The organism is Streptomyces sp. NPDC055103, assembly GCF_053607625.1.
The window spans coordinates 66,022-87,230 of the sequence record NZ_JBSGTX010000010.1; the positions used below are offsets into that span (position 1 = coordinate 66,022).

16 protein-coding genes are annotated in these 21,209 nt (G+C 73.9%); 10 read left to right on the forward strand and 6 right to left on the reverse strand.

The features are described 5' to 3' along the window. The 6 genes from ACWFR1_RS09305 (at window position 1) to ACWFR1_RS09330 (ending at window position 5,079) form a co-directional block, all read left to right on the forward strand. Entirely contained in the window at window positions 1–666 is a 666-nt protein-coding gene (locus tag ACWFR1_RS09305; protein WP_453548341.1) for a hypothetical protein, read from the forward strand. 53 nt (window positions 667–719) lie between these two features. Continuing rightward, on the forward strand, window positions 720–1,331 hold the full coding sequence (locus tag ACWFR1_RS09310) for an RNA polymerase sigma factor (RefSeq protein ID WP_453548343.1): 612 nt from the start codon (window positions 720–722) through the stop codon (window positions 1,329–1,331). Then, complete coding sequence (locus ACWFR1_RS09315; RefSeq protein WP_453548346.1) at window positions 1,328–2,227, forward strand: zf-HC2 domain-containing protein; 900 nt, start codon at window positions 1,328–1,330, stop codon at window positions 2,225–2,227. Before ACWFR1_RS09310 ends, ACWFR1_RS09315 begins: the two co-directional genes overlap by 4 nt. Continuing rightward, window positions 2,224–3,060: an ABC transporter ATP-binding protein gene (locus ACWFR1_RS09320; RefSeq protein WP_453548348.1), complete on the forward strand. Its 837-nt coding sequence runs from the start codon at window positions 2,224–2,226 to the stop codon at window positions 3,058–3,060. The genes ACWFR1_RS09315 and ACWFR1_RS09320 overlap by 4 nt, the downstream gene beginning before the upstream one ends. A gap of 97 nt (window positions 3,061–3,157) precedes the next feature. Further along, a complete protein-coding gene (locus tag ACWFR1_RS09325; protein WP_453548351.1) occupies window positions 3,158–4,483 on the forward strand; it encodes a hypothetical protein in 1,326 nt (441 codons plus the stop codon). After that, the gene (locus ACWFR1_RS09330) at window positions 4,480–5,079 is read left to right on the forward strand and encodes a hypothetical protein (RefSeq protein ID WP_453548353.1); all 600 of its coding nucleotides are present in this window, start codon (window positions 4,480–4,482) and stop codon (window positions 5,077–5,079) included. The genes ACWFR1_RS09325 and ACWFR1_RS09330 overlap by 4 nt, the downstream gene beginning before the upstream one ends. Before the next feature lie 26 nt (window positions 5,080–5,105). Here the strand turns inward: ACWFR1_RS09330 and ACWFR1_RS09335 are convergent, their stop codons facing one another. After that, complete coding sequence (locus tag ACWFR1_RS09335) at window positions 5,106–5,300, reverse strand: hypothetical protein (protein ID WP_453548355.1); 195 nt, start codon at window positions 5,298–5,300, stop codon at window positions 5,106–5,108. 210 nt (window positions 5,301–5,510) lie between these two features. Between ACWFR1_RS09335 and ACWFR1_RS09340 the strand changes: the two genes are divergently transcribed. The 4 genes from ACWFR1_RS09340 to ACWFR1_RS09355 all read left to right on the forward strand — a co-directional run bounded on the left by ACWFR1_RS09340 (window position 5,511) and on the right by ACWFR1_RS09355 (window position 12,146). Then, a complete protein-coding gene (locus ACWFR1_RS09340) occupies window positions 5,511–6,182 on the forward strand; it encodes a spermidine synthase (protein WP_453548357.1) in 672 nt (223 codons plus the stop codon). A 71-nt stretch (window positions 6,183–6,253) separates the two neighbouring features. Beyond that, window positions 6,254–6,991, forward strand: a complete 738-nt coding sequence (locus ACWFR1_RS09345) for a response regulator transcription factor (RefSeq protein WP_055641368.1) — start codon at window positions 6,254–6,256, stop codon at window positions 6,989–6,991. Beyond that, complete coding sequence (locus ACWFR1_RS09350; RefSeq protein ID WP_453548360.1) at window positions 6,988–8,064, forward strand: HAMP domain-containing sensor histidine kinase; 1,077 nt, start codon at window positions 6,988–6,990, stop codon at window positions 8,062–8,064. Before ACWFR1_RS09345 ends, ACWFR1_RS09350 begins: the two co-directional genes overlap by 4 nt. 290 nt (window positions 8,065–8,354) lie before the next feature. Further along, window positions 8,355–12,146, forward strand: a complete 3,792-nt coding sequence (locus ACWFR1_RS09355; protein ID WP_453548362.1) for a multifunctional oxoglutarate decarboxylase/oxoglutarate dehydrogenase thiamine pyrophosphate-binding subunit/dihydrolipoyllysine-residue succinyltransferase subunit — start codon at window positions 8,355–8,357, stop codon at window positions 12,144–12,146. Between the two features lie 87 nt (window positions 12,147–12,233). Here the strand turns inward: ACWFR1_RS09355 and fxsT are convergent, their stop codons facing one another. The 5 genes from fxsT to ACWFR1_RS09380 all read right to left on the reverse strand — a co-directional run bounded on the left by fxsT (window position 12,234) and on the right by ACWFR1_RS09380 (window position 21,194). Then, window positions 12,234–15,251: an FxSxx-COOH system tetratricopeptide repeat protein gene (gene fxsT, locus ACWFR1_RS09360; protein WP_453548364.1), complete on the reverse strand. Its 3,018-nt coding sequence runs from the start codon at window positions 15,249–15,251 to the stop codon at window positions 12,234–12,236. A gap of 59 nt (window positions 15,252–15,310) precedes the next feature. Then, window positions 15,311–16,579 (reverse strand): aKG-HExxH-type peptide beta-hydroxylase, encoded by a 1,269-nt coding sequence (locus ACWFR1_RS09365; RefSeq protein WP_453548365.1) that lies wholly within the window; start codon window positions 16,577–16,579, stop codon window positions 15,311–15,313. 78 nt (window positions 16,580–16,657) lie between these two features. Next, window positions 16,658–16,867: a hypothetical protein gene (locus ACWFR1_RS09370; RefSeq protein ID WP_453548367.1), complete on the reverse strand. Its 210-nt coding sequence runs from the start codon at window positions 16,865–16,867 to the stop codon at window positions 16,658–16,660. A gap of 90 nt (window positions 16,868–16,957) precedes the next feature. Continuing rightward, entirely contained in the window at window positions 16,958–20,170 is a 3,213-nt protein-coding gene (locus ACWFR1_RS09375; RefSeq protein ID WP_453548370.1) for an SAV_2336 N-terminal domain-related protein, read from the reverse strand. Between the two features lie 7 nt (window positions 20,171–20,177). Beyond that, window positions 20,178–21,194: an AAA family ATPase gene (locus tag ACWFR1_RS09380; protein ID WP_453548372.1), complete on the reverse strand. Its 1,017-nt coding sequence runs from the start codon at window positions 21,192–21,194 to the stop codon at window positions 20,178–20,180. Window positions 21,195–21,209 lie beyond the last annotated feature (15 nt).

Here is a 21,209-nt window from a genome sequence, read left to right on the forward strand (position 1 = left end):
ATGGTGCGAGGCCGAGGCGTACGGGCGAAGTGGTGCGGGGCTCTGCTGCTGGCGGCGGTCCTGGCCGGCGGCGCGAGCGCCTGCGGCTCCGGGGCGCCGCCCGCGCCGGGCGGGCCGGCGTCGGGCGGACCGGCGTCGGGCGGACCGGCGTCGGGCACGAGCGCGCCCCCGGAGACCGTGGAGACACCGGCGCCGAGTGGTACGGCCGAGGCGACCCGTACCTCTGAGCCGCCCCGTACCGCCGAGCCGACCCGTACACCTGAGCCGCCCCGTACCGCCGACCCGAGCACGGGTGCGACCGCGCCCCACGAGGAGCCCCGGCCCGGCGAGGTCCTCGTCGAGGTCGTCGTCAACGGCGGCCTCGCCGGGGTCCGCAACCAGCTCGTCGTCCACTACGACGGCAGCTGGACCAGCCGCTCCGGCACGAAACCGCCCAGGACCGGGCAGCAAACGCCCGCCGAGGTCGCCGAGCTGCGGGCCGCCCTGGAGGACCCGGCGTACGCGGGCGTCCCGAGCCGGCCCACCGGCAGCCCGATCCCCGACGGGTTCCAGTACTTCATCACCTACCGCCACCGCCTCGTCGTCGCGGCCGACGGCGAACGCCCGCCCGCCCTCCAGCGCGTCTTCGCCGCCCTCCCGGAGGGCGGCCCGCCGACGGCTCCCTGACGCGCCGGCCCCGTCCGTGAACCGAACCGGGGTCCGTACGCGATAGAGAGGGCGTGAGACTGTTGCGCCCCTCAGGGGGAGGCCCCACAGGGGCGGACGAGGACGACGACGCGGCGCTGCTTCGCGCGGTCGCCCGCGGGGACACCGAGGCGCTCGCCGTCCTCTACGACCGGCACGCGGGCTGGCTGCACGCCCGGCTCGCCCGCCGCTGCCCGGACGAGGAGACCGTGCGGGAGGTCCTCCAGGACACCTTCGTCACGGTCTGGCGCTCGGCCGGCGGCCACCGGGGCCGGGGCGAGGCCGGCGGCTGGCTCTGGGTGATCGCCGCCCGGCGGCTCGTCGACGCCCAGCGCGCCCGGGCCCGCGCCGAACGCACCGAACGGGCCGCCGCCGCGCCGCCGGAGCCCGCGGCCCCCGCCCCCTCCGCCGAGGAGCGGGTGCTCGCGGGCCTGGAGTACGGGGAGGTGGGCGCCGCCCTCGACCGGATCTCGCCCGAGCTCGCCGAGGTCCTGCGGGCGACCGTCGTCGACGGTCTGACGACCCGCGAGACCGCCCGGCTGCTCGGCATACCCGAGGGCACCGTCAAGACCCGCGCCCTGCGCGCCCGCCGCGAACTGCGCGCCGCCCTCGGCGCCGGCCCGTACCCCTTGGGAGGCACCGCATGACGTCCCCCATGACGTCCCCCCGGCACGACGCCGACTGGCACGTCACCGACGTGCTGGCCCTCCGGTACGCGGAGGGTTCGGCCCCCGAGACGGACGCCTGGTCGCTGGAGAAGCACGTCGAGTCCTGCTCCCCCTGCGCGGGGCGCGTCTCGGCCGCCGTGCGCGCCGGAGCGGCGGGCCCCGCCCTGGCCGCCGTACGGGCGGAGCTCCTGACCGCCGTGGGGCACCAGCCTGCCCCCGTCCCCGTTCCCGTCCCCGTCGCCGCGAGCCCTCTCGGGCGGTGGGCGCGGCTCTGGTGGGCGGCCGGGCCGGCGCTGCGCGGTTCGTGGGTCGTGGCGGTGGCGCTCGTCCTGGGCGGAGCCTTCGCCCTGGCCTACGGCGCCGGGTTCCAGGGCGCGCGGAGCTGGCTGCTGGCCGTCTCCCCGCTCCTCCCGCTCGGCGGGGTCGCCGTCTCGTACGGACGCCATGCCGACCCCTTGTACGAGATCACCGCCGCCACCCCCTCCGGCGGGCTGCGGCTCCTGCTCACCCGTACCGCCGCCGTGCTCGCCGTCTGCGTGCCGCTCCTGACCGCCGGCGGGGCGCTGCTGCCGCCGGTGGCCGGGTTCCCGGGGGCGGCCGCCTGGCTGCTGCCGGGGCTCGCGCTGACCCTGGCGACCCTCGCGCTCGGTTCCTTCGTCGGCTGCCGGACGGCGGCCGCGACCCTCGCCGCCGGGTGGCTGCTCGCCGTGACCGGCCCGCTCCTCGGGCAGCCGGGGGCCGAATCGGGCGGCGCCGCCCTCACCCGCTACTTCTCCGGCCCCGCCGCACAAGGAAGTTGGGCCGCCGCGGCATTGGCGTGCGCGGCTCTCCTCGTGCTGCGGCGCCGTTCCTTCGACCACTTGGAGACCCGGTGAACCAGCCCGCCACGGTCGCGGTGACCGGACTGACCGTCCGGCACCGTCGCACCGTCGCCCTCGATGCGCTCGACCTGTCCCTCTCCCCCGGCGTCCACGGACTCCTCGGCCCGAACGGCGCCGGGAAGACCTCGCTCATCCGGGTCCTGGCGACCGTCGCCGCGCCCGCCTCCGGGCGGGTGGAACTGCTCGGCCGCGACGTCGCGAACCCTCGCGAGCGCACCGCGATCCGGCGCCGACTCGGCTATCTGCCGCAGGAGTTCGGCTACTACCCGGCGTTCACGGTCCGTGAGTTCGTCGCGTACGTGGCCTGGCTGAAGGAGGTGCCCGGGGGCCGGGCCCCGGCGGCCGTGGAGCGGGCCGTCGAGCGGGTCGGGCTCGCCGACCGGATCGACACACGGATGAAGACGCTCTCGGGCGGCATGGTCCGGCGGGCGGGCATCGCCCAGGCCCTCGTGAACGAACCGGAGCTGCTGCTGCTCGACGAGCCGACGGCCGGTCTCGATCCGGAGCAGCGGGTCGACTTCCGCGAGCTGCTGCGGGACCTCGGCGGGGACACGACCGTGGTGGTCTCCACGCACCTCGTGGAGGACGTGGCCGCGGCCTGCACCGACGTCGCCCTGATGGAGGCGGGACGGCTCGCCTTCCGCGGCTCGACCGCCGGCCTCGCCGCGCTCGGCGGCGCGTCGGCCGACCCCGGCGACTCGACGGCGCACGCGATCGAGCGCGGCTACACGGCCGCCCTGCGCGCCCACCGCGAGAGCGGCGGAGGCGCGGGAGGCGGCGGGAACTCCGGCGGCGGCGGGCAGCGCGTGAAGGAGCGGCTCCGATGAACAGGTCCCGCATCCCTGCCGGCTCGCACGCGGAAGCCGCCGAGACGGCCACGACCCTCGCTCCGACCGCCCCGGCCCTCCCGAAGGAGCCGCTCCGATGACCGCCACCCTCACCCCGCCCCGCACGGAGGATCCGGCCCCCGCACGGAGGGTCTCCCCGCTCCGCACCGAGCTGCGCCGTGGCCTCGGGCCGTGGACCGGCGCCGCCGTCGCCCTCACCGTCCTGGTCACGATGTACGGCAAGGCGCCCGAGTGGCAGGGCCGTTGGGCCGACGCGACGAACCTTCTGCACGTCGCCGCCGGTCTGCTCAGCGGACCCCTCGCGCTCGCGGCGGGCTGCTGGCAGGGCGGCCGGGACCGGCGGCGCGGGACGACCGGCCTGTGGGAGTCCGTCCCCCGTTCCCCGCTGCGCCGCCTCCTGGTCGCGGTGGCCCCGTCGGCGCTCTGGCCGGGCGCCGGAGTGCTGTTCGCCGACGCCGTCTGCCTCCTCGCCACCTGGCCGTACGTCTCCGCAGGGCACCCCTTCCTCGAACTCCTCGCCGCCGACGCGGTCGCCGTCGCCGCCCTCGGCGCGCTCGGCCATCTCGCCGGACGGGCCGTCCGGTGGCGGCTGGCGGCCCCGCTCCTCGGGATCGTCGGGTACGTCGCCCTCGGCCTCGCCGCGTACCGGGAAGGTTCCGTGCGCTGGCTCGGCCCGGCCGGCGAGCACCTGTTCTTCTGGGACCGGCCGGTGTGGTGGTTCGGCCCGGTGTCGATGGCGTGGACGGCGGGGCTCGCACTCGCCGCGCTCCTCGCGTACGGGCTGCGCCCGGCCCGCCTCCGCGCACTCGCCCTGGTCCCGCTGGCGGTCGCGGTCGGCGCCGCCGCCGCGATCCTGCGGCTGCCGCCGGACGAGGGCCCGTGGCGCCCGGACCCGGCCCTGTCCCGGCAGGTCTGCGACACCGGCACGCCGCAGGTGTGCCTGACGGCGGTGGACGAGGGGCTGCTGCCCGAGGTCTCGGCGGCTCTCGCCCCGCTGAACGCGCGCCTCAAGGGGGTGGCCGGCGCCCCGGTCCGCTGGGTGAGCGGCCCGGGCGGACCCGCCCACCCAGGAGACGTCGCGCTGCCCTCCGTCCGGCAGGACGCGGTACGCGACCGGCTCGCACACCCGGACCAGTACGTCAACTCGGCCGTGAACTGGCTGTTCTCGGACTCCTGCGCGCCCGGTGACAGCACGGGCCCGAACGCCGAGCGGGCGAGCCACATCAACCTCGCCGTGATCGAGTGGCTGGCGCCGACTCCGGACGGCTACGGACCCGACACCACCGGCGCCCAGCCCTACATCGACCGGCTGGAAGCCAAGTCCCCGCCGGAGCAGCGCGATTACCTGACGCGCTTCCTGGCCGCGAACACCTGCCACCCGGACGAGGTGCCGATCCCGTGAGGCACTATCTGCGCTCCCGCGGCCTGCCCGGTGCGCTGGCCGCGCTGCTCGGCACGGCGGCGGTCGCCGCCTGGGCGGCCTGGTGGCTGGTGTCGCTGCCGGACCTCGACCACACGGCCCGGCTGCCGGTCGTGCTCCTCGGCCCGCTGCTCGCGGCGGGTGTGATCGGCACCAGTCTGTACACGCCGAGCGACGAGCTGGACCGTACGGCGGTACGCGCCTGGTGGCCGCGCCGCCTCGCGCACCTCCTGGCCCCGACCGCGCTGGCCGTGGCCCTGCTCGCCCTCGCGGTGCCGGGGCACGCGGAGGCGTTCGGCGCGCCCGCCACCGTGCGCAACACCCTGGGCCTGGTGGGCGTGGCGGCGGCTGCCGCGGCCCTCGTCGGTGCCCGGTTGAGCTGGCTGCCGCCGACGTTCTACGCCGGCGTGGTCTACCTCGCGGCCCCCTCGGACGCGACCGGCGGCGCGGCCTGGTGGGGCTGGGTGACCCGGCCGGGCCCGGAGGGCGAGGCATGGGCGGTCGCCGCCGTCGCCTTCGCCGCCGGGGCGGCGCTGTACGGGTGGCGGGGGGCGCGGCGTACGACCGGCGAGGCCTGAGCCGCGGCGCGAGAGCGCCACCGCGGCTACCTCAGCAGCCACTCCCTCGTCAGATCCGCCATCTCCGCCGGCGTGCGCCCGCCGTGGTCGACCGCGATGAAGTGGTCGGCCACGCGCAGCGAGAAGGCGATCAGGGAGCGGACCTCGACGTCGTCCTCGTCGGCGCAGAAGTCACGGGAGAGCGCCCGCAGATACTCCATGCGCCGGTTGTCGGTAGGCATTGTTGGCTGGTGTACGCCGGATCGACGTGCACCACAGCGGCACCCCGGCCCGACAGCCACTGACAACGAGCCGAGACCCATGCGCCGCGAGGCCCCGTACCTGTGAGTCCACTCGGCAACACCGCGACTCCGTAACGTGTTTGTCCCGGCCGCCCCGCTTCGCGAGGATGGCCGGGACCGACTGCCGAGACGAGAGCGGATACCTCGACGATGTCCTCACCCGTGACCCTCGACCGCCGCGAAGGACCGTACGGAGAAGTCGTACTGCGCCGCCGCGCGGAGCACTTCGAGATCATCGCCAACGGAACCTTCCTCATGGACACCTCCGACGGGCGCTCCGAGCGGCTGCTCGTCGACGCGGCCATGGACGCGCTGCCCGAGGAGTCCCGCTCCGGCGCCTCCGTCCTCGTCGGCGGCCTCGGGGTGGGCTTCTCCCTCGCGCACGCGGCGGCCGACCCGCGCTGGGGCCGGATCGCCGTCGCCGAGCGTGAGGGCGCGATCATCGACTGGCACCGACAGGGGCCGCTCGCCTCGATCTCCGGGCGCGCGCTGGCCGATCCGAGGACCGTGATCCTGCACACGGACCTGGTGGCCTACCTCAGGACCTCCCCCGACACGTACGACGCCCTCTGTCTGGACATCGACAACGGGCCGGACTGGACGGTGACCGAGGACAACGAAACCCTGTACTCGGCCGAGGGGTTGACCGCCTGCGCCGCCCGGCTGAACCCCGGTGGTGTCCTCGCCGTCTGGTCCGCGCAACCCTCGGGCGATTTCGAAGACTCGTTGCGGAATGCCGGATTCAGCGGGGTACGGACCGAAGAGATCCCCGTTGCCCGGGGCGTCCCCGACGTGGTCCACCTCGCCGTCCGTCCCCGATAGCTCCTGGATAGCCGGGACACCACCCGTACCTCTAGGCTGCTGCACCGACATCGGCGACGCGAGGCGGGGCAATGGAGCAGACACACACCACTCACCACGGTGCGGCGGCCACTCCCGGGGCCCAGCGACGGGTTCTCGTGGTCGAGGACGACGCGACGATCGTCGAGGCGATCTCCGCCAGGCTGCGCGCCGAGGGCTTTCTCGTGCAGACAGCGACGGACGGCCCGGCGGCCGTGGACGCCGCCGAGGCCTGGCAGCCGGACCTGATGGTCCTGGACGTGATGCTGCCGGGCTTCGACGGCCTGGAGGTGTGCCGCCGGGTCCAGGCCCAGCGGCCCGTCCCCGTCCTCATGCTGACCGCCCGGGACGACGAGACCGACATGCTGGTCGGGCTCGGGGTCGGCGCGGACGACTACATGACGAAGCCGTTCTCGATGCGGGAGCTCGCCGCCCGGGTGCACGTCCTCCTGCGCCGGGTCGAGCGGGCCGCGCTGGCGGCCGTCACCCCGCGCAGCGGGATCCTTCGCCTCGGCGAGCTGGAGATCGACCACGCGCAGCGGCGGGTCCGGGTGCGCTCCGAGGACGTGCACCTGACCCCGACCGAGTTCGACCTGCTGGTCTGCCTGGCGGGCACCCCGAGGGCGGTCCTCTCGCGTGAGCAGCTGCTCGCCGAGGTGTGGGACTGGGCGGACGCGTCCGGCACGCGGACCGTGGACAGCCACATCAAGGCGCTGCGCCGGAAGATCGGGGCCGAGCGCATCCGTACGGTCCATGGCGTGGGATACGCGCTGGAGACCCCGGCGCCGTGAACCGGCGGCCGGGGAGGCGGATCGTCATCTCGATCAAGACGAAGCTGGGCACCCTGGTCGTCGGCGCGGTCCTGCTGACCTCGTGTCTCGCCCTGGTGGCGATCCGCACCTCGACCGAGTTCCGGTACATCACGATCTTCGCGATGATCGCGACCCTGCTGATCACGCAGTTCGTGGCGCAGTCCCTGACGGCTCCGCTCGACGAGATGACCACGGTGGCCGGGTCGATCTCGCGCGGCGACTTCAGCCGCCGGGTGCGGGGCGCGGACCGGCGGGACGAGCTGGGTGCCCTCGCCTCGACGATCAACCGCATGGCGGACGACCTGGAGGCCGTCGACCGGCACCGCAAGGAGCTGGTCGCCAACGTCTCGCACGAGCTGCGCACCCCGATCGCGGCGCTCCGGGCCGTCCTGGAGAACGTCGTGGACGGGGTGTCGGAGGCCGATCCGGAGACGATGCGCTCGGCGCTGAGGCAGACGGAGCGGCTGGGCCGGCTCGTCGAGACGCTGTTGGACCTGTCACGTCTTGACAACGGTGTCGTCGCGCTGAAGGCGAGCCGTTTCGAGGTCTGGCCGTATCTGTCGGGGGTGCTGCGGGAGGCGAACCTCGCCGCGTCCCAGCGCGGCCTGTTCTCCACCTCGGGGCTGCACAACCGTACGGACGTGCATCTGCACCTGGACGTGTCGCCGCCCGAACTGGTCGCGCACGCGGACGCGGAGCGGCTCCACCAGGTGATGGCCAATCTGATCGACAACGCGGTGAAGCACTCGCCACCGCACGGCCGGGTCACGGTCCGGGCGCGGCGCGGCCCGTATCCGGGCTCGCTGGAGCTTGAGGTCGAGGACGAGGGTCCCGGCATCCCGGAGTCGGAGCGGCACAAGGTCTTCGAGCGGTTCAACCGCGGCACGGCGGCACACCGGCACGGCCCGGGCAGCGACGGCGGCACGGGGCTCGGGCTCGCGATCGCCCGCTGGGCGGTGGATCTGCACGGTGGCGGGATCGGCGTGGCCGAATCGTCACGCGGCTGCCGCATCCGGGTCACTCTTCCGGGCAGCCTTCCGCGGAGAGATTGACGTAGGGTTCGAACCGGAAGGGCACGTTCTGCGTGTACGTGGGCGGGACCTGCGCGCACGTGAACGGGGTGCGATCAGGGATGCGGCCGAAGAGGGCCGCGCCCCCGCTTTTCCGTACCCTCACACGTACGGAACCACGCTTGTTTCCCGCCATTCATGGTCCCGAAACACCTCGTCAAGTGTGACTTGCGCGACGTTGGAGTGCCCGGCCTGCACCTCCCGGCCGGACAGGCGTAGCCTTTATTTCCGCTGTCCATCACCTTGTGAAGCGGAAGAGGGCGGTTGCCGCCGTGTCGTCTCAGTCCCCCAGTACCCCGAGCTCCCCGACCGACCAAGACGGGCAGGGTCAGAACCCTGCCGCCGCCTTCGGTGCCAATGAGTGGCTCGTCGACGAGATCTACCAGCAGTACCTCCAGGACCCGAATTCGGTCGATCGTGCCTGGTGGGACTTCTTCGCCGACTACAAGCCGGGAGCGTCGGCGACCCCGACCGCCCCGGCCCCCACCACCACTCAGAGCGCGCCCGCCGTGCCGCAGACGGGCCCCGCACAGGCCGCGCCTGCCGCTCCGGCGGCCGCTCCGGCCTCCGTGCCCGCTCCGGCCCCGGCTCCCGCCGCGGCTGCGGCTCCGGCGAAGCCGGCCGCGGCCCCCGTCGCCGCGAAGCCCGCCGCCGCTCCGGCCCCGGCCAAGGCCAAGGAGGCCACCGTCGCCACCGCCGGTCCCGAGCTGATCACGCTGCGCGGCCCCGCCGCCGCGGTCGCGAAGAACATGAACGCCTCGCTGGAGGTGCCGACGGCCACGTCCGTCCGCGCCGTCCCGGTGAAGCTGCTCTTCGACAACCGGATCGTGATCAACAACCACCTGAAGCGCGCCCGGGGCGGGAAGATCTCCTTCACGCACCTCATCGGCTACGCGATGGTGCAGGCGATCAAGGCCATGCCGTCGATGAACTACTCCTTCGCGGAGAAGGACGGCAAGCCGACCCTGGTCAAGCCGGAGCACGTGAACTTCGGTCTCGCGATCGACCTGGTGAAGCCCAACGGCGACCGCCAGCTCGTCGTCGCGGGCATCAAGAAGGCCGAGACGCTCAACTTCTTCGAGTTCTGGCAGGCGTACGAGGACATCGTCAAGCGGGCCCGCGTGGGCAAGCTGACGATGGAGGACTTCACCGGCGTCACGGTCTCCCTGACCAACCCCGGCGGCCTCGGCACCGTCCACTCCGTGCCGCGTCTGATGCCCGGCCAGTCGGTCATCATGGGCGTCGGCTCGATGGACTACCCGGCCGAGTTCCAGGGCACGTCCCAGGACACCCTGAACAAGCTGGGCATCTCGAAGGTCATGACCCTGACCTCGACGTACGACCACCGGGTCATCCAGGGTGCCGCCTCCGGCGAGTTCCTGCGCGTCGTCGCGAACTACCTCCTCGGCGAGCAGGGCTTCTACGACGACATCTTCAAGGCGCTGCGCATCCCCTACGAGCCGGTCCGCTGGCTCAAGGACATCGACGCGTCGCACGACGACGACGTCACCAAGGCCGCGCGCGTCTTCGAGCTCATCCACTCCTACCGGGTCCGCGGCCACGTCATGGCCGACACCGACCCGCTGGAGTACAAGCAGCGCAAGCACCCCGACCTGGACATCACCGAGCACGGCCTCACCCTGTGGGACCTTGAGCGGGAGTTCGCCGTCGGCGGTTTCGCCGGCAAGTCGATGATGAAGCTCCGCGACATCCTCGGCGTCCTGCGCGACTCGTACTGCCGCACCACCGGCGTCGAGTTCATGCACATCCAGGACCCGAAGCAGCGCAAGTGGATCCAGGACCGCGTCGAGCGCCCCCACGCCCGTGTGGAGCGCGAGGAGCAGCTGCGGATCCTGCGCCGGCTGAACGCCGCGGAGGCCTTCGAGACCTTCCTGCAGACGAAGTACGTCGGCCAGAAGCGCTTCTCCCTGGAGGGCGGCGAGTCCGTCATCCCGCTGCTCGACGCGGTCATCGACTCGGCCGCCGAGTCGCGCCTCGACGAGGTCGTCATCGGCATGGCCCACCGCGGCCGGCTGAACGTCCTCGCGAACATCGTGGGCAAGTCGTACGCGCAGATCTTCCGCGAGTTCGAGGGCAACCTCGACCCGAAGTCGATGCACGGCTCCGGCGACGTCAAGTACCACCTGGGCGCCGAGGGCACCTTCACCGGTCTCGACGGCGAGCAGATCACGGTCTCCCTGGCCGCCAACCCCTCGCACCTGGAGGCGGTCGACCCGGTCCTGGAAGGCATCGTCCGCGCCAAGCAGGACGTCATCAACAAGGGCGGCACGGACTTCACCGTCCTGCCGGTCGCCCTCCACGGTGACGCGGCCTTCGCCGGCCAGGGCGTCGTCGCCGAGACCCTGAACATGTCGCAGCTGCGGGGCTACCGCACCGGTGGCACGGTCCACATCGTCATCAACAACCAGGTCGGCTTCACCGCCGCCCCGGAGTCGTCGCGTTCCTCGATGTACGCGACCGACGTGGCCCGCATGATCGAGGCGCCGATCTTCCACGTGAACGGCGACGACCCGGAGGCCGTGGTCCGCGTCGCGCGGCTCGCCTTCGAGTTCCGCCAGACGTTCAACAAGGACGTCGTGATCGACCTCATCTGCTACCGCCGCCGCGGTCACAACGAGGGCGACAACCCCTCGTTCACCAACCCGCAGATGTACAACCTGATCGACAAGAAGCGTTCGGTGCGCAAGCTGTACACCGAGTCGCTCATCGGTCGCGGCGACATCACCCTGGAAGAGGCCGAGCAGTCCCTCCAGGACTTCCAGGGCCAGCTGGAGAAGGTGTTCGCGGAGGTCCGCGAGGCCACCGCCGCCCCGGCTCCGACCCAGGTCCCGGACGCCCGCGCCGAGTTCCCCGTCGCCGTCACCACCGCGGTCTCCGCCGAGGTCGTGAAGCGGATCGCCGAGTCGCAGGTCGCCGTCCCCGAGCGGATCACGGTCCACCCGCGACTGACGCCGCAGATGCAGCGCCGCGCCGCCTCCCTCGACGACGGCACCATCGACTGGGGCTTCGGCGAGACCCTCGCCATCGGCTCCCTGCTGATGGAGGGCACCCCGGTCCGGCTCTCCGGCCAGGACTCCCGCCGCGGCACCTTCGGCCAGCGCCACGCGGTCCTGGTGGACCAGGAGACCGGCGAGGACTACACCCCGCTGCTCTACCTGGCCGAGGACCAGGCCCACTACAACGTCTACGACTCGCTGCTCAGCGAGTACGCGGCGATGGGCTTCGAGTACGGCTACTCGCTGGCGCGTCCGGACTCCCTGGTCGTCTGGGAGGCCCAGTTCGGTGACTTCGTCAACGGCGCGCAGACCGTCGTCGACGAGTTCATCTCCTCGGCCGAGCAGAAGTGGGGCCAGACCTCCGGCGTCACGCTGCTCCTGCCGCACGGCTACGAGGGCCAGGGCCCGGACCACTCGTCCGCGCGCCCGGAGCGCTTCCTCCAGATGTGCGCCCAGGACAACATGACGGTCGCCATGCCGACGCTGCCGTCGAACTACTTCCACCTGCTGCGCTGGCAGGTCCACAACCCGCACCACAAGCCGCTCATCGTCTTCACCCCGAAGTCGATGCTGCGTCTGAAGGCCGCGGCGTCGAAGGTGGAGGAGTTCACCACCGGCGGCTTCCGCCCGGTGATCGGCGACTCGACCGTCGACGCGGCGAACGTCCGCAAGGTCGTCTTCTGCGCCGGCAAGGTCTACTACGACCTGGAGGCCGAGCGTCAGAAGCGCGGCGACACGGAGACCGCGATCATCCGCGTCGAGCGTCTGTACCCGCTGCCGGGTGCCGAGCTCCAGGCCGAGATCGCCAAGTACCCGAACGCCGCGAAGTACATCTGGGCGCAGGAGGAGCCGGCGAACCAGGGTGCGTGGCCGTTCATCGCGCTCAACCTGATCGACCACCTCGACCTGGCGGTCGGCGCGGACATCCCGGCGGGCGAGCGCCTGCGCCGGATCTCGCGTCCGCACTCCTCCTCCCCGGCGGTCGGCTCGGCCAAGCGTCACCAGGCGGAGCAGCAGCAGCTGGTCAACGAGGTCTTCGACGCCTGATCGACCACTCCGTACGCGTACGGAAGGAGGCCCGGCACCCCTGGTGGGGTGCCGGGCCTCCGGCGTCTCCGGTACGCGTACGGGCTGTCAGCCCAGGTTGGCCTCGAAGTCCCAGTAGGGCCTGTTCCGCTGCCGTGCCGACAGGGTGTGCGGGTGCTGGGCGCCGAGCGTCCGGGTGAGGGTGAGCAGCGCGTCCTCCTCCAGCTTGCCCGCCTCCTCGTTCTCCCTGAGGCCGCGCAGGTCGGTGGCGAGGGCCACCTGGCTCGACAGGGTCAGCGGGTGCTCGTTGCCCAGGGTGTGGCGGGCGCGGCGCAGGGTGTCGCGGCTGAGCTCGGCGGCGTCGTGGACGCGGCCGTTGAAGTTGCGGGCGGCGGAGGCGTTGAGGGCGCAGCCGAGCACCCACGGGTGGTCGGAGCCGAGCGAGGAGGTCAGTCCGGCGAGCGCGGCCTCCAGGATGGCCAGGGCGTCCGCTCGGTCGCCGGACGCCTGGAGGACGAGGGCGGTGTTGGCGAGGACCCCGGTGGCGACCGGGTGTGCGGGGCCGAGGAGGGCGCGGTAGCCGGCCTCGGCCTCGTGGCTGAGTTCGCGGGCGTGGTCGAGGTCGCCGTGTTCGCGGAGGTAGTTGGCGTAGTTGTTGAGGGAGGAGAGCGTCACGTAGTGGGTGCGGCCGTGGACCTGCTCCAGCTGTTCGAGCAGGCTGGCCATGGTCGCTCCGAGGTCCTGCTGGAAGCCGCCCTCGCGGCGCCGGCACAGGGCCAGCTGGGTGCGGGCGTACAGCGTCTGCAGGTGCTGCGGGCCGAGGACCTGCACATGGCGCAGGACGTTGGCCTCCTGGCGGGCGAGGGCTTCGCGGTACTGGCCGAGCAGCCGCAGGTCGTGCGCGAGGGCGTTGCTGGAGTTGAGGGTGTGGGAGTGGCGCTTGCCGAGCACCCGCTCGCTGTGGGCGAGGGTCTCGGCATCGGACTCGTACGCCTCCTGGAAGCGGCCGAGCTGCCGCAGGGTGACGCCGAGGTTGTGGCGGGCGACGAGGGTGGAGAACTCTCCGGCTCCGAGGAGGCGTTCGGCGTCGGCAAGGACCTCGCGCTGGAGGCGTTCCGCCTCCTTGTACTGGCCGAGGAAGCGCAGGTCGCTGGAGATGGCGCTGCTGGAGAGCAGGGTGCCGAGCTCGTTGGGCGGCTGGGCGGCCGCGAGGCGTTCCCGCTGGACGAGGTCGAGGTCGTAGGCCTCGCGGAAGCGGCCGAAGGAGCGCAGGATGTTGCTCTGCTGGGTGGTCAGGTCGAGCATGGGCTGGTCCAGCGGGTCCATGAAGGTGGACCAGTTGTCCCGGATCTTCTCGGCGAGCTGGTTGCCGGCCCTGAACTCGCCGCTGCGGAAGCAGTAGCGCAGACAGTTGAGCACGGCGGTCTGGGTGCGCGGGTTGTGGCTGAGGAGCGCGCCGGAGGGTTCCAGGTGGGGCAGGAGCTCGGCGTAACGCGGCCAGTGCCGGCTGTCCATGGGGTTGCCGGGGTCGGCCTCGGCGAGCAGGGTGCGGACGGCCTGGCGGTGGGCGGCGCGGTGGTCGCCCTCGGTGAGCCGGGCGACGATGTCGTGGACGAGCCGGTGCATGTGCACGGACTCCTGGTGCGGTCCCACCTCGGCGTTGTTGACGGGGCCCCGGGTCTCGCGGGTGAGCACCGAGTAGTTGACCAGGGTGTCCAGGGCCCGGGACCAGGCGGCGAGGTCGGTGACCATCCAGCGCAGGTCCTCGGGGAGGTCCGCCTGGGGATAGGCGCGGATGAGGCCGAGGGGGATACGGCCGGGGGCGAAGGAGGCGCACAGGCTGAGCACGTCGATGGCCTGCGGCTGGGCGCGTCGGAGCCGGTTGATCAGTATCGACCAGGAGGTCAGGGACGCCTGGGGGAAGCCGTCGCCGGACGGCTCGACGGCGGAGATCCGTCCTTCGCGGACCATGTGGAGGTACTCGGAGACCTCCATGCGGGACTCGCCGAGCCAGGCCGCGGCCTGGACGAGCGGCAGCGGTACGTCCCCGAACTCGGCGGCGACCTCGTCGGCCTCGGGTGCCGTGACGTGCGGGGCGCGCCGCATCAGATAGCCGGTGGACTCGGCGCGGTCGAAGCCGGGGACTTCGAGGATGTCGGTGTGGTCGCCCCAGCCGCGGTTGCGCGAGGTGACGAGGACGTGGCCGGGGCCGTGCGGCAGCAGGACGTTCGCGCCGTCCGTGTCGTCCCAGCCGTCGAAGACGATGAGCCAGCGGGAGTGCGGGTTGCCCCGGCGCAGGGCCTCGCGGACGGCGCGGATGCGTTCGCCGGGTTCGTTTCCGGTGGCGAGGCCGAGTTCGGTGGCGAGCTCGCCGAAGCGGTCGCGCTGCACGTTGCGGTCGTCGGAGCTGACCCACCACACGACGTCGTAGTCGGAGCTGAAGCGGTGGGCGTACTCGGCGGCGATCTGGGTCTTGCCGATGCCGGACATGCCGAGCAGGGTGCACGCGGCGCTGCCCCGTTCGGCGTCCATGAGCCGTTCCTGGAGCTCGGTGAGCAGGTCGTCGCGGCCGGTGAAGCGCGGGTTGCGGCGCGGGATCTCGCCCCAGATCTCGGGCGGGGTGTCCGGGAAGCGTACGAGTGATCCGGCGGGCAGCCGGCGGCCGGCGGCGCGGCGGGGTTCGATGCCGAGCCGGCTGAGCAGCCGGGCTTCGGCCTCCTCCTCGCCGACGCCCCACAGGCTGACGGGTTCGAGGACGGCGGTGGCCGGGGGCAGGGTCCGGTTGGTGAGGTTGACCGCGGCGAACCGCTCGGCGTGGGAGGCGACGAAGCCGCGCAGGACGTCGTTCCACTCGCCGGCCGCGCGCGGGCCGAGTTGGAAGAACCAGTCGTCCAGGACGAGGAGCACCTGGCCGCGGGCGAGCAGCAGGTCGCCGAGGGAGTCCTCCAGGGGTACCTCGCGCGGCGGGTCCCAGCGCTGGAGACTGGCACGCACCCCGTACGTGTCGAGCCGCTGGTTGACCCAGGTCGCCCACGGGCGGTGATAGCCGGGGAAGACCACGAGGACGTGTTCCGGCGCGCTCCCGACCCCGTGATCCGCCGCACCGCCCGATCGCTGTTCCGCCATCTGTCGTGTCTCCCGTCCCGCTCCCGCGCAACGCGGTGTCATGTGCCGTGGGCACAGTGTTACCCAGCGACCAGGGGGGTCGCGCCGAGGCTCGCGTGGTGCAGCCTCATTTGATGCACGAACTCCCGTCCTTCCACGGTCAGTTCATCGGATTCAAGCAGGATAAGGAGGGCCGCGCCCACCTGATCGTGGATGTCGTCGAACTGGTGCCCGGCGGCGGACCGCCAGGACGCCGGCACCTCGTCGGCAGCGACCGCGCGCCGCCACAGATCGGCCAGGGCCAGGTGTGCGTAGGCCCCGTGCAGGACACCGGCGACGGGCCGCGGGTCCGACCGCCAGCCGACCTGGTAGACGGCGTCCCGCCCGGGGCCGTACAGCGGCACGAGCTCATGGAGCGTCGCCAGTTTGCTGTGGTGCAGCTCGTGCACGAGCGTCTCGGCCATTCCCTGCCCTTCGGCGGGCAGCGAGGTGAGTACGGCTCCGGGGGCGGCGCTCAGCGTGGCGCCCAGGTGCTGGGGTCCGCGCGGAACGACCGGGACGACCGCGCGGACGCCGCGGGCCACCTCGGTCGCCCGGTCGGGGTCCGTGCGGGCGAGGAGGTCCTGGGCGGCGCGCCAGGTGGCGGACCAGGCGGCGTGGTCGGTGTCGGCGGGGTCGGCCGCGGTGACCGCCGTTGCGCCGCCCACGCCGGACGGCACGCGGTACGGGTCGACATCGTCCAGGCGCGCGGCGCTGCGGGGCAGCGGGCGGACCGCGTGCCAGCCGGGCCCTCCGCCCGCGAGGCGCCGGCCCGTCAGGGTCAGGGCGGCGCGCAGGGCGTGGCGGGCACCGTCCGGGTGGAACCGTACGGTCCGCTCGTCGGAGCTGACCCGGACCCGGTCCGCGGCCACCGTCAGCCGGCCCACGCCGGGCAGCGCGAGGAGGCCGTCCGGGGTGTCGACGGTCAGGTCGAGCGGGCCGCCGCCGCGGAGGGCCGCGGTGACCGCGAGGTTGTCGAGGTGGCCGAGCAGCCGGTCGAAGGCCGGCCCCGCGGGCGCGGCGAGCGCGCCGGCCAGCCAGGCCCCGGTCGTCGGGTAGTCGAGGACGTCCCGGACCACGGCGGGATGGCGGCGCTCGACGCGTTCGAGCAGTTCCCAGGAGCGCTCGAACCGGCCGAGCGCGCCCGGTTCGACGGACACCCGGTGCCGGTGGACGCGCACCAGGAGCGCTTTGAGGAGCAGCAGCCGCCGGGTGTGCAGGGCGGACCGCAGCAGCGTGAGCCCGTCCGGGGCGGGGCTGACGCGGGCCAGTCGGGCGAAGACGGGCGCGGGCAGGGGCGCGACGTTCACTCCCGCCTCCACGGACCTGCGGCGGGCGGTGCGCATCTGACCGAAATCGGCCGGTCGGCGCGACCCCTCCACCGGAGGTCAGCCGTGGATGCCGTCCGAGCCGCCCTCGACGAACCAGGAAGCTCCCAGCTCCTGCGGATGCCCGAGCACCCGCTCGACGGCGGCCACCAGCCCTGGGTCGTCCGTGAAGCGCAGGGTCCGCAGGTCCACGCCGTTGAGATCGGGCAGGTGCCAGGGCCGCTCGCCGGCCCCGTCGACGCCTGGGACCCGCTTCGTGTGCTGCAACACCCTCTGCTCCTCCTCACCAGCCCTTGTCCCCCACGGTCGTAGCGGCGGAGCGGTTCTTCCCGACGCCCCACGGGCGGAAACCCGTTCGACTCAACTGCGCCCATGCGCGCCCCCGTTATCCAGCCGTTCCGTGTCCTCGTCGCGCCAGGCCCACCAGGGCGGCGCGATCCGGCGCCGCTCCTCGCGGGAGAAACGGTCCGGCCGCGGGCGGGGGTCGGCGCCGACCTCGGCGAGCAGGGCCCGGGTCCGCTCCACGTCCGCCCAGTCCACCGCCACCAGCACGCCGTCAAGGCGCCGCCACTGCTCGGCGGCCTCCTCCAGAACCGTCTCGGCGTGGCCGGCCCGGTCCATCAGGTACAGCACCGCGCCCTGGGCGTGGAGCGCCCGCGCCAGCGTGACCGTGCCGGGGGTGTCGCCGCGGGCGGCGCGGATGTCGTCGGCGGCGCGCCGGAAGGCGGTGAGGGCGGCGACGAGCTGCCCGTCCCTGGCCGCCTCGCTCAACTGTAGTTGCACCCATCCCAGTTGCAGCCCGATGCCGGCCCGGGTCGCCGGGTCGCGGGCGGTACGGAGAGCCTCGTCGAGGACGTGGCGGCTCTCGTACAGGTCGGGCAGGAAGCCCGCGCGGTCGAAGCGCAGGGCGAGCACGCTGCCGATGAGGATCCGGGCCCGCTCGCGGGCGGCGGCGCCGGCGGGCAGCCGGGTGAGGGCCTCGCGCAGGACCCCTTCGGCCCGGTCCACGGAGGCCGCGCCGGTGTCGGCGGCGGCGCGGCGCAGGAGCGACTCGCCCCAGGCCAGCAGGAGCAGGCCGCGCTGCTCGCTCTCGGCGGGGGCGAGCAGGGTGGCCTCCTCGTAGGCCGCGTCGGCCGCGGCCCCGTCGCCGGTCGAGTCGTGCAGTCGGGCCCTGGCGGTGGTGAAGCGCAGCCGCAGGGCGCGGCCGTCGCCGAGGAGCGGCTCGGCGCGGTCGAGCACGCGCCCGATGCCGTCCGGGTCGGCCTCGGTGAGGCGCAGGGCGTCGGCGAGGTCGAGGAGGGTCGCGGCGTTCTCCCTGAGGGCGAGGGCGGCGGTGAGTTCCTCGGCCGCCGCCCCGCCGTCGCCCCGGGCCAGGAGCAGTCGGCCGCGGCGCAGGTGGAGGGTGTGCCGGGCGGCCTCGGGCCAGCGGTCGGCGTCCTCGGCGAGGGCGGCGAGGGCGGCGTCGAGATGGCCGGATTCGTCGGTGTCGCGCCACAGGGCGTGGTGGACGACGGCGAGTTCGAGCCGGGCCTCGGCCCATGCCTCGCCGCCGGGCCCGGCGAGTTCCCCGGCCCGTACGAGCATCTCGGCCGCCTGGTCGAGGAGTTCGCGGCGACGGTGGGAGCGGCGGGCGAGGGCGGTGCCGGCCTCGGCGTACAGGACGAGACCGAGGACGGTCCTGGCCTCGACGGGGGCGGTGGGGAGCGCCGCCTCGGCGCGCTCGCGGGCGCCCGCGAGGAGGGCCGGGTCGGAGTGGGCGCGGCCCTGGTCGAGGAGGCTGCGGGCCTCGGTGAGCGGGTCGGGGGTGATGAGGTCGGGGTGGTAGAAGCGGAGCACGCGCGCGGGGATGCGGGCGAAGAGCTCGGTCTCGGCTCCCTCGGGGCCGAGGGGTTCGTCGGTCGCCTCGGGGCGGGCGGTGGGTCCGTCACCGTGCCCGTGCCCCGCTTCGCCGTCGGTGCCGGTCCCGGCGCCCGGCTCCGCGGCCGTGCCGGCGAGGCGGGCGGCGGCGAGCGCCGGGAAGTTGCGCATGCCCTGGCCGAAGTTCCGCTCCACGTAGTCGGAGCAGTGCTTGAGGACGAGCGCCGCGGCGCTGGGGTCGAGCGAGCCGAGGAAGTGCTGCTGGATGCCGGGCGGATAGCTGAAGCAGGGGTACGGGGTGGGGCCGGGGAGCCTTCGCAGGAGCCCGCTGAGGAGGACCTCGGCCAGCTCCATGGGGCCGGTGTCGGGGAGCATGGCGCGCTGGACGAGCTGCATGACGGGGAGGGCGAGCGGGGCCGCCGCGAGGTGGACGGCGAGGTGGATCGCGCCGGGGGAAGCGCTGGCCCGGAAGGCGCGGAGGAGTTCCTCGTCGGGGCGCGGGGCGCGGGGCGTGCGGGGCGCGGGGGGCGCCGCCGCCTCGGGGTCGAGCCAGGCGGCCCAGCCGCGTACGGCGTTGCCTCCGTGGCCGGTGTGGAGCCGGGCCCAGGAGGCGAAGGCCTCGGGGGTCGGCGTGAGGACGGGGACTGCCCGGCGACCGGGGGCGGGCGGGCCCCAGGGGTCGTCGTCGGAGCGGAAGCGGGCGTGGCCGCCGGGGGTCGCGGGGCGCTGGAAGGTGCCGGGTTCGGCGGGGAGTGCGGTACGGGGCCACAGGCGCGGCGGCAGCGGCTGGACGAGGGCGAGCGGGGAGCGGCGGGGCCACTGGCGCAGGAAGCGCTGGGCGGCGCCGCGCTGCCACAGGGGGCCGACGCAGTCGCTGACGACGAGGGTGAGCCGGCGGCCCGTGGGGTCGTGGAGCTGGTCGACGGGGCGCAGCCGGGGCCTGCCGTCGGCGCCGGAGGTGGTGGTGACGAGCGGGGGGCCGTCGCCGGTGTCGTAGAGCCGGTGCACCTGGACGTCACGGAAGGCGCCGGACTGCTGGCAGGCCTGGCGGAGTTCCTCGACCATGCGGGTCCAGACGACCATGGCGGGGCCCGTGTCCATGAGGAGCTGGATGTCGGGGCGGCGGCCGGTCGCGGGGCGCAGGACGGGGGTGAGGATGCCGGCGGCCGCGCTGCGCTCGGCGGTGGCCTCCTCGTCGAGGCTGCCCTCGTCGGGCCGGTGCGGGACGAGGGCGTAGCCGCGCAGGGGGCGGAGGGCTTTCTGGAGGCCGAGGAGGCCGGGGAGCGCGTTGGCCCCGGGCGCGCGGACGGGCAGGGTCGCGGGCCGCTCCGCGCGCCCCGCGTCGTCCGCGCCCGCGCCGCCGGGACCGGGCGCTTCTCCGGTCGCCGCGGGTCCTCCCGTACTCCTGGTGGCCGTGACGAGGGGGACGGATTCGGGCGGTGTCCGGCCGGCCTCGGCCTTCTCCCCACCGGCACCACGATTGGCCGGATCTCGCCCCTCGGTGGGGAGTCGACCCGTGTCGGAGCCGTTCTCCGCCCCCGGATCGGGTGCGGTCCCGGCCCCCGCGTGCGCCTCCGGCTCCGGCTCCGGTGACTCCCGGGGCGTGCCCGGCAGCCAGCGCGACAGCCAGACCGCGTCCGCGATGTCCTCCGCGGTCGGGTCCTGGCCGCCCGCCCTCAGTCGCCGGGTGAGCTCCTCCAGATGCGTCCGGAGCATCCGTCCTTCACCTCGGCTGGTCGAGCGGCTGCATGAGCATGTCCTCGATGCGTTCCCTGGTGACCCGTTCGGCACGCGAGGCGTGCTGGGTCAGATAGAGGGCGTTGAGGAGCTGGTCGGTGGCGATCACCTCGCCGGGCTCGCGGTTCAGGAAGCGCCGGACGATGCCCTGCTCCTCCTCCCCCGCGGCGGCCTCGGCCCCCAGGTGGGCCTCGATCATCGCGCCGACCTGCTCCTCGCCGGGCGCCTCCAGCTCCAGGCGGATGCAGCGGCGCAGCAGGGCGGCGGGGAAGTCCCGCTCGCCGTTGGAGGTGAGCACGATGAAGGGGAAGGTGGTGCAGCGGACCCGGCCGCCGTACACGCGCACCTTGCGGCCGTCGTCGCTGAGCACCTCGACGACGGGCTCGCGGTCGGCGAGCCGCTCCAGCTCGGGGATGGCGAACTCGCCCTCCTCCAGGGCGTTCAGCAGGTCGTTGGGCAGGTCGAGGTCGCTCTTGTCGAGCTCGTCGATGAGCAGCACGCGGGGCTGTTCGGAGGGGAGCAGCGCGGTGCCGAGCGGTCCGAGCCGGATGTACGAGCCGATGCCGGCCGGGGCCGCGGCGGCGGAGCCGGGCGCCCCGGTCTGGGCGCGCTCCAGCTGGACGTCCTGGAGCCGGCCGATGGCGTCGTACCGGTAGAGGCCGTCCTGGAGGGTGGTGCGGCTGACGATCGGCCAGCGCAGCACCCGGCCGAGGCGCAGTTCGTGGGCGACGGCGTGGGCGAGGGTGGACTTGCCGGTGCCGGGGTTGCCGGTGACGAGGAGCGGACGCCGCAGGTACAGGGCGGCGTTGACGGCGTCGGTCTCGGCGGGCCGGGGGTGGTGGTTCTGGACGAGTCTGCGCCGGACGCCGAGCCGCCGGTCGGAACCGGCCAGGGTGTCGTCGGCGCCGCCGGCCGAGAAGTCGCGCCAGGGCGGCGGGGCGGGCAGTCGCTGAATCTCGTCGTGCGGAAGACCGGCACCACGGTAGATCCGCCAATCGTTCACGATGGACTCCTCCTG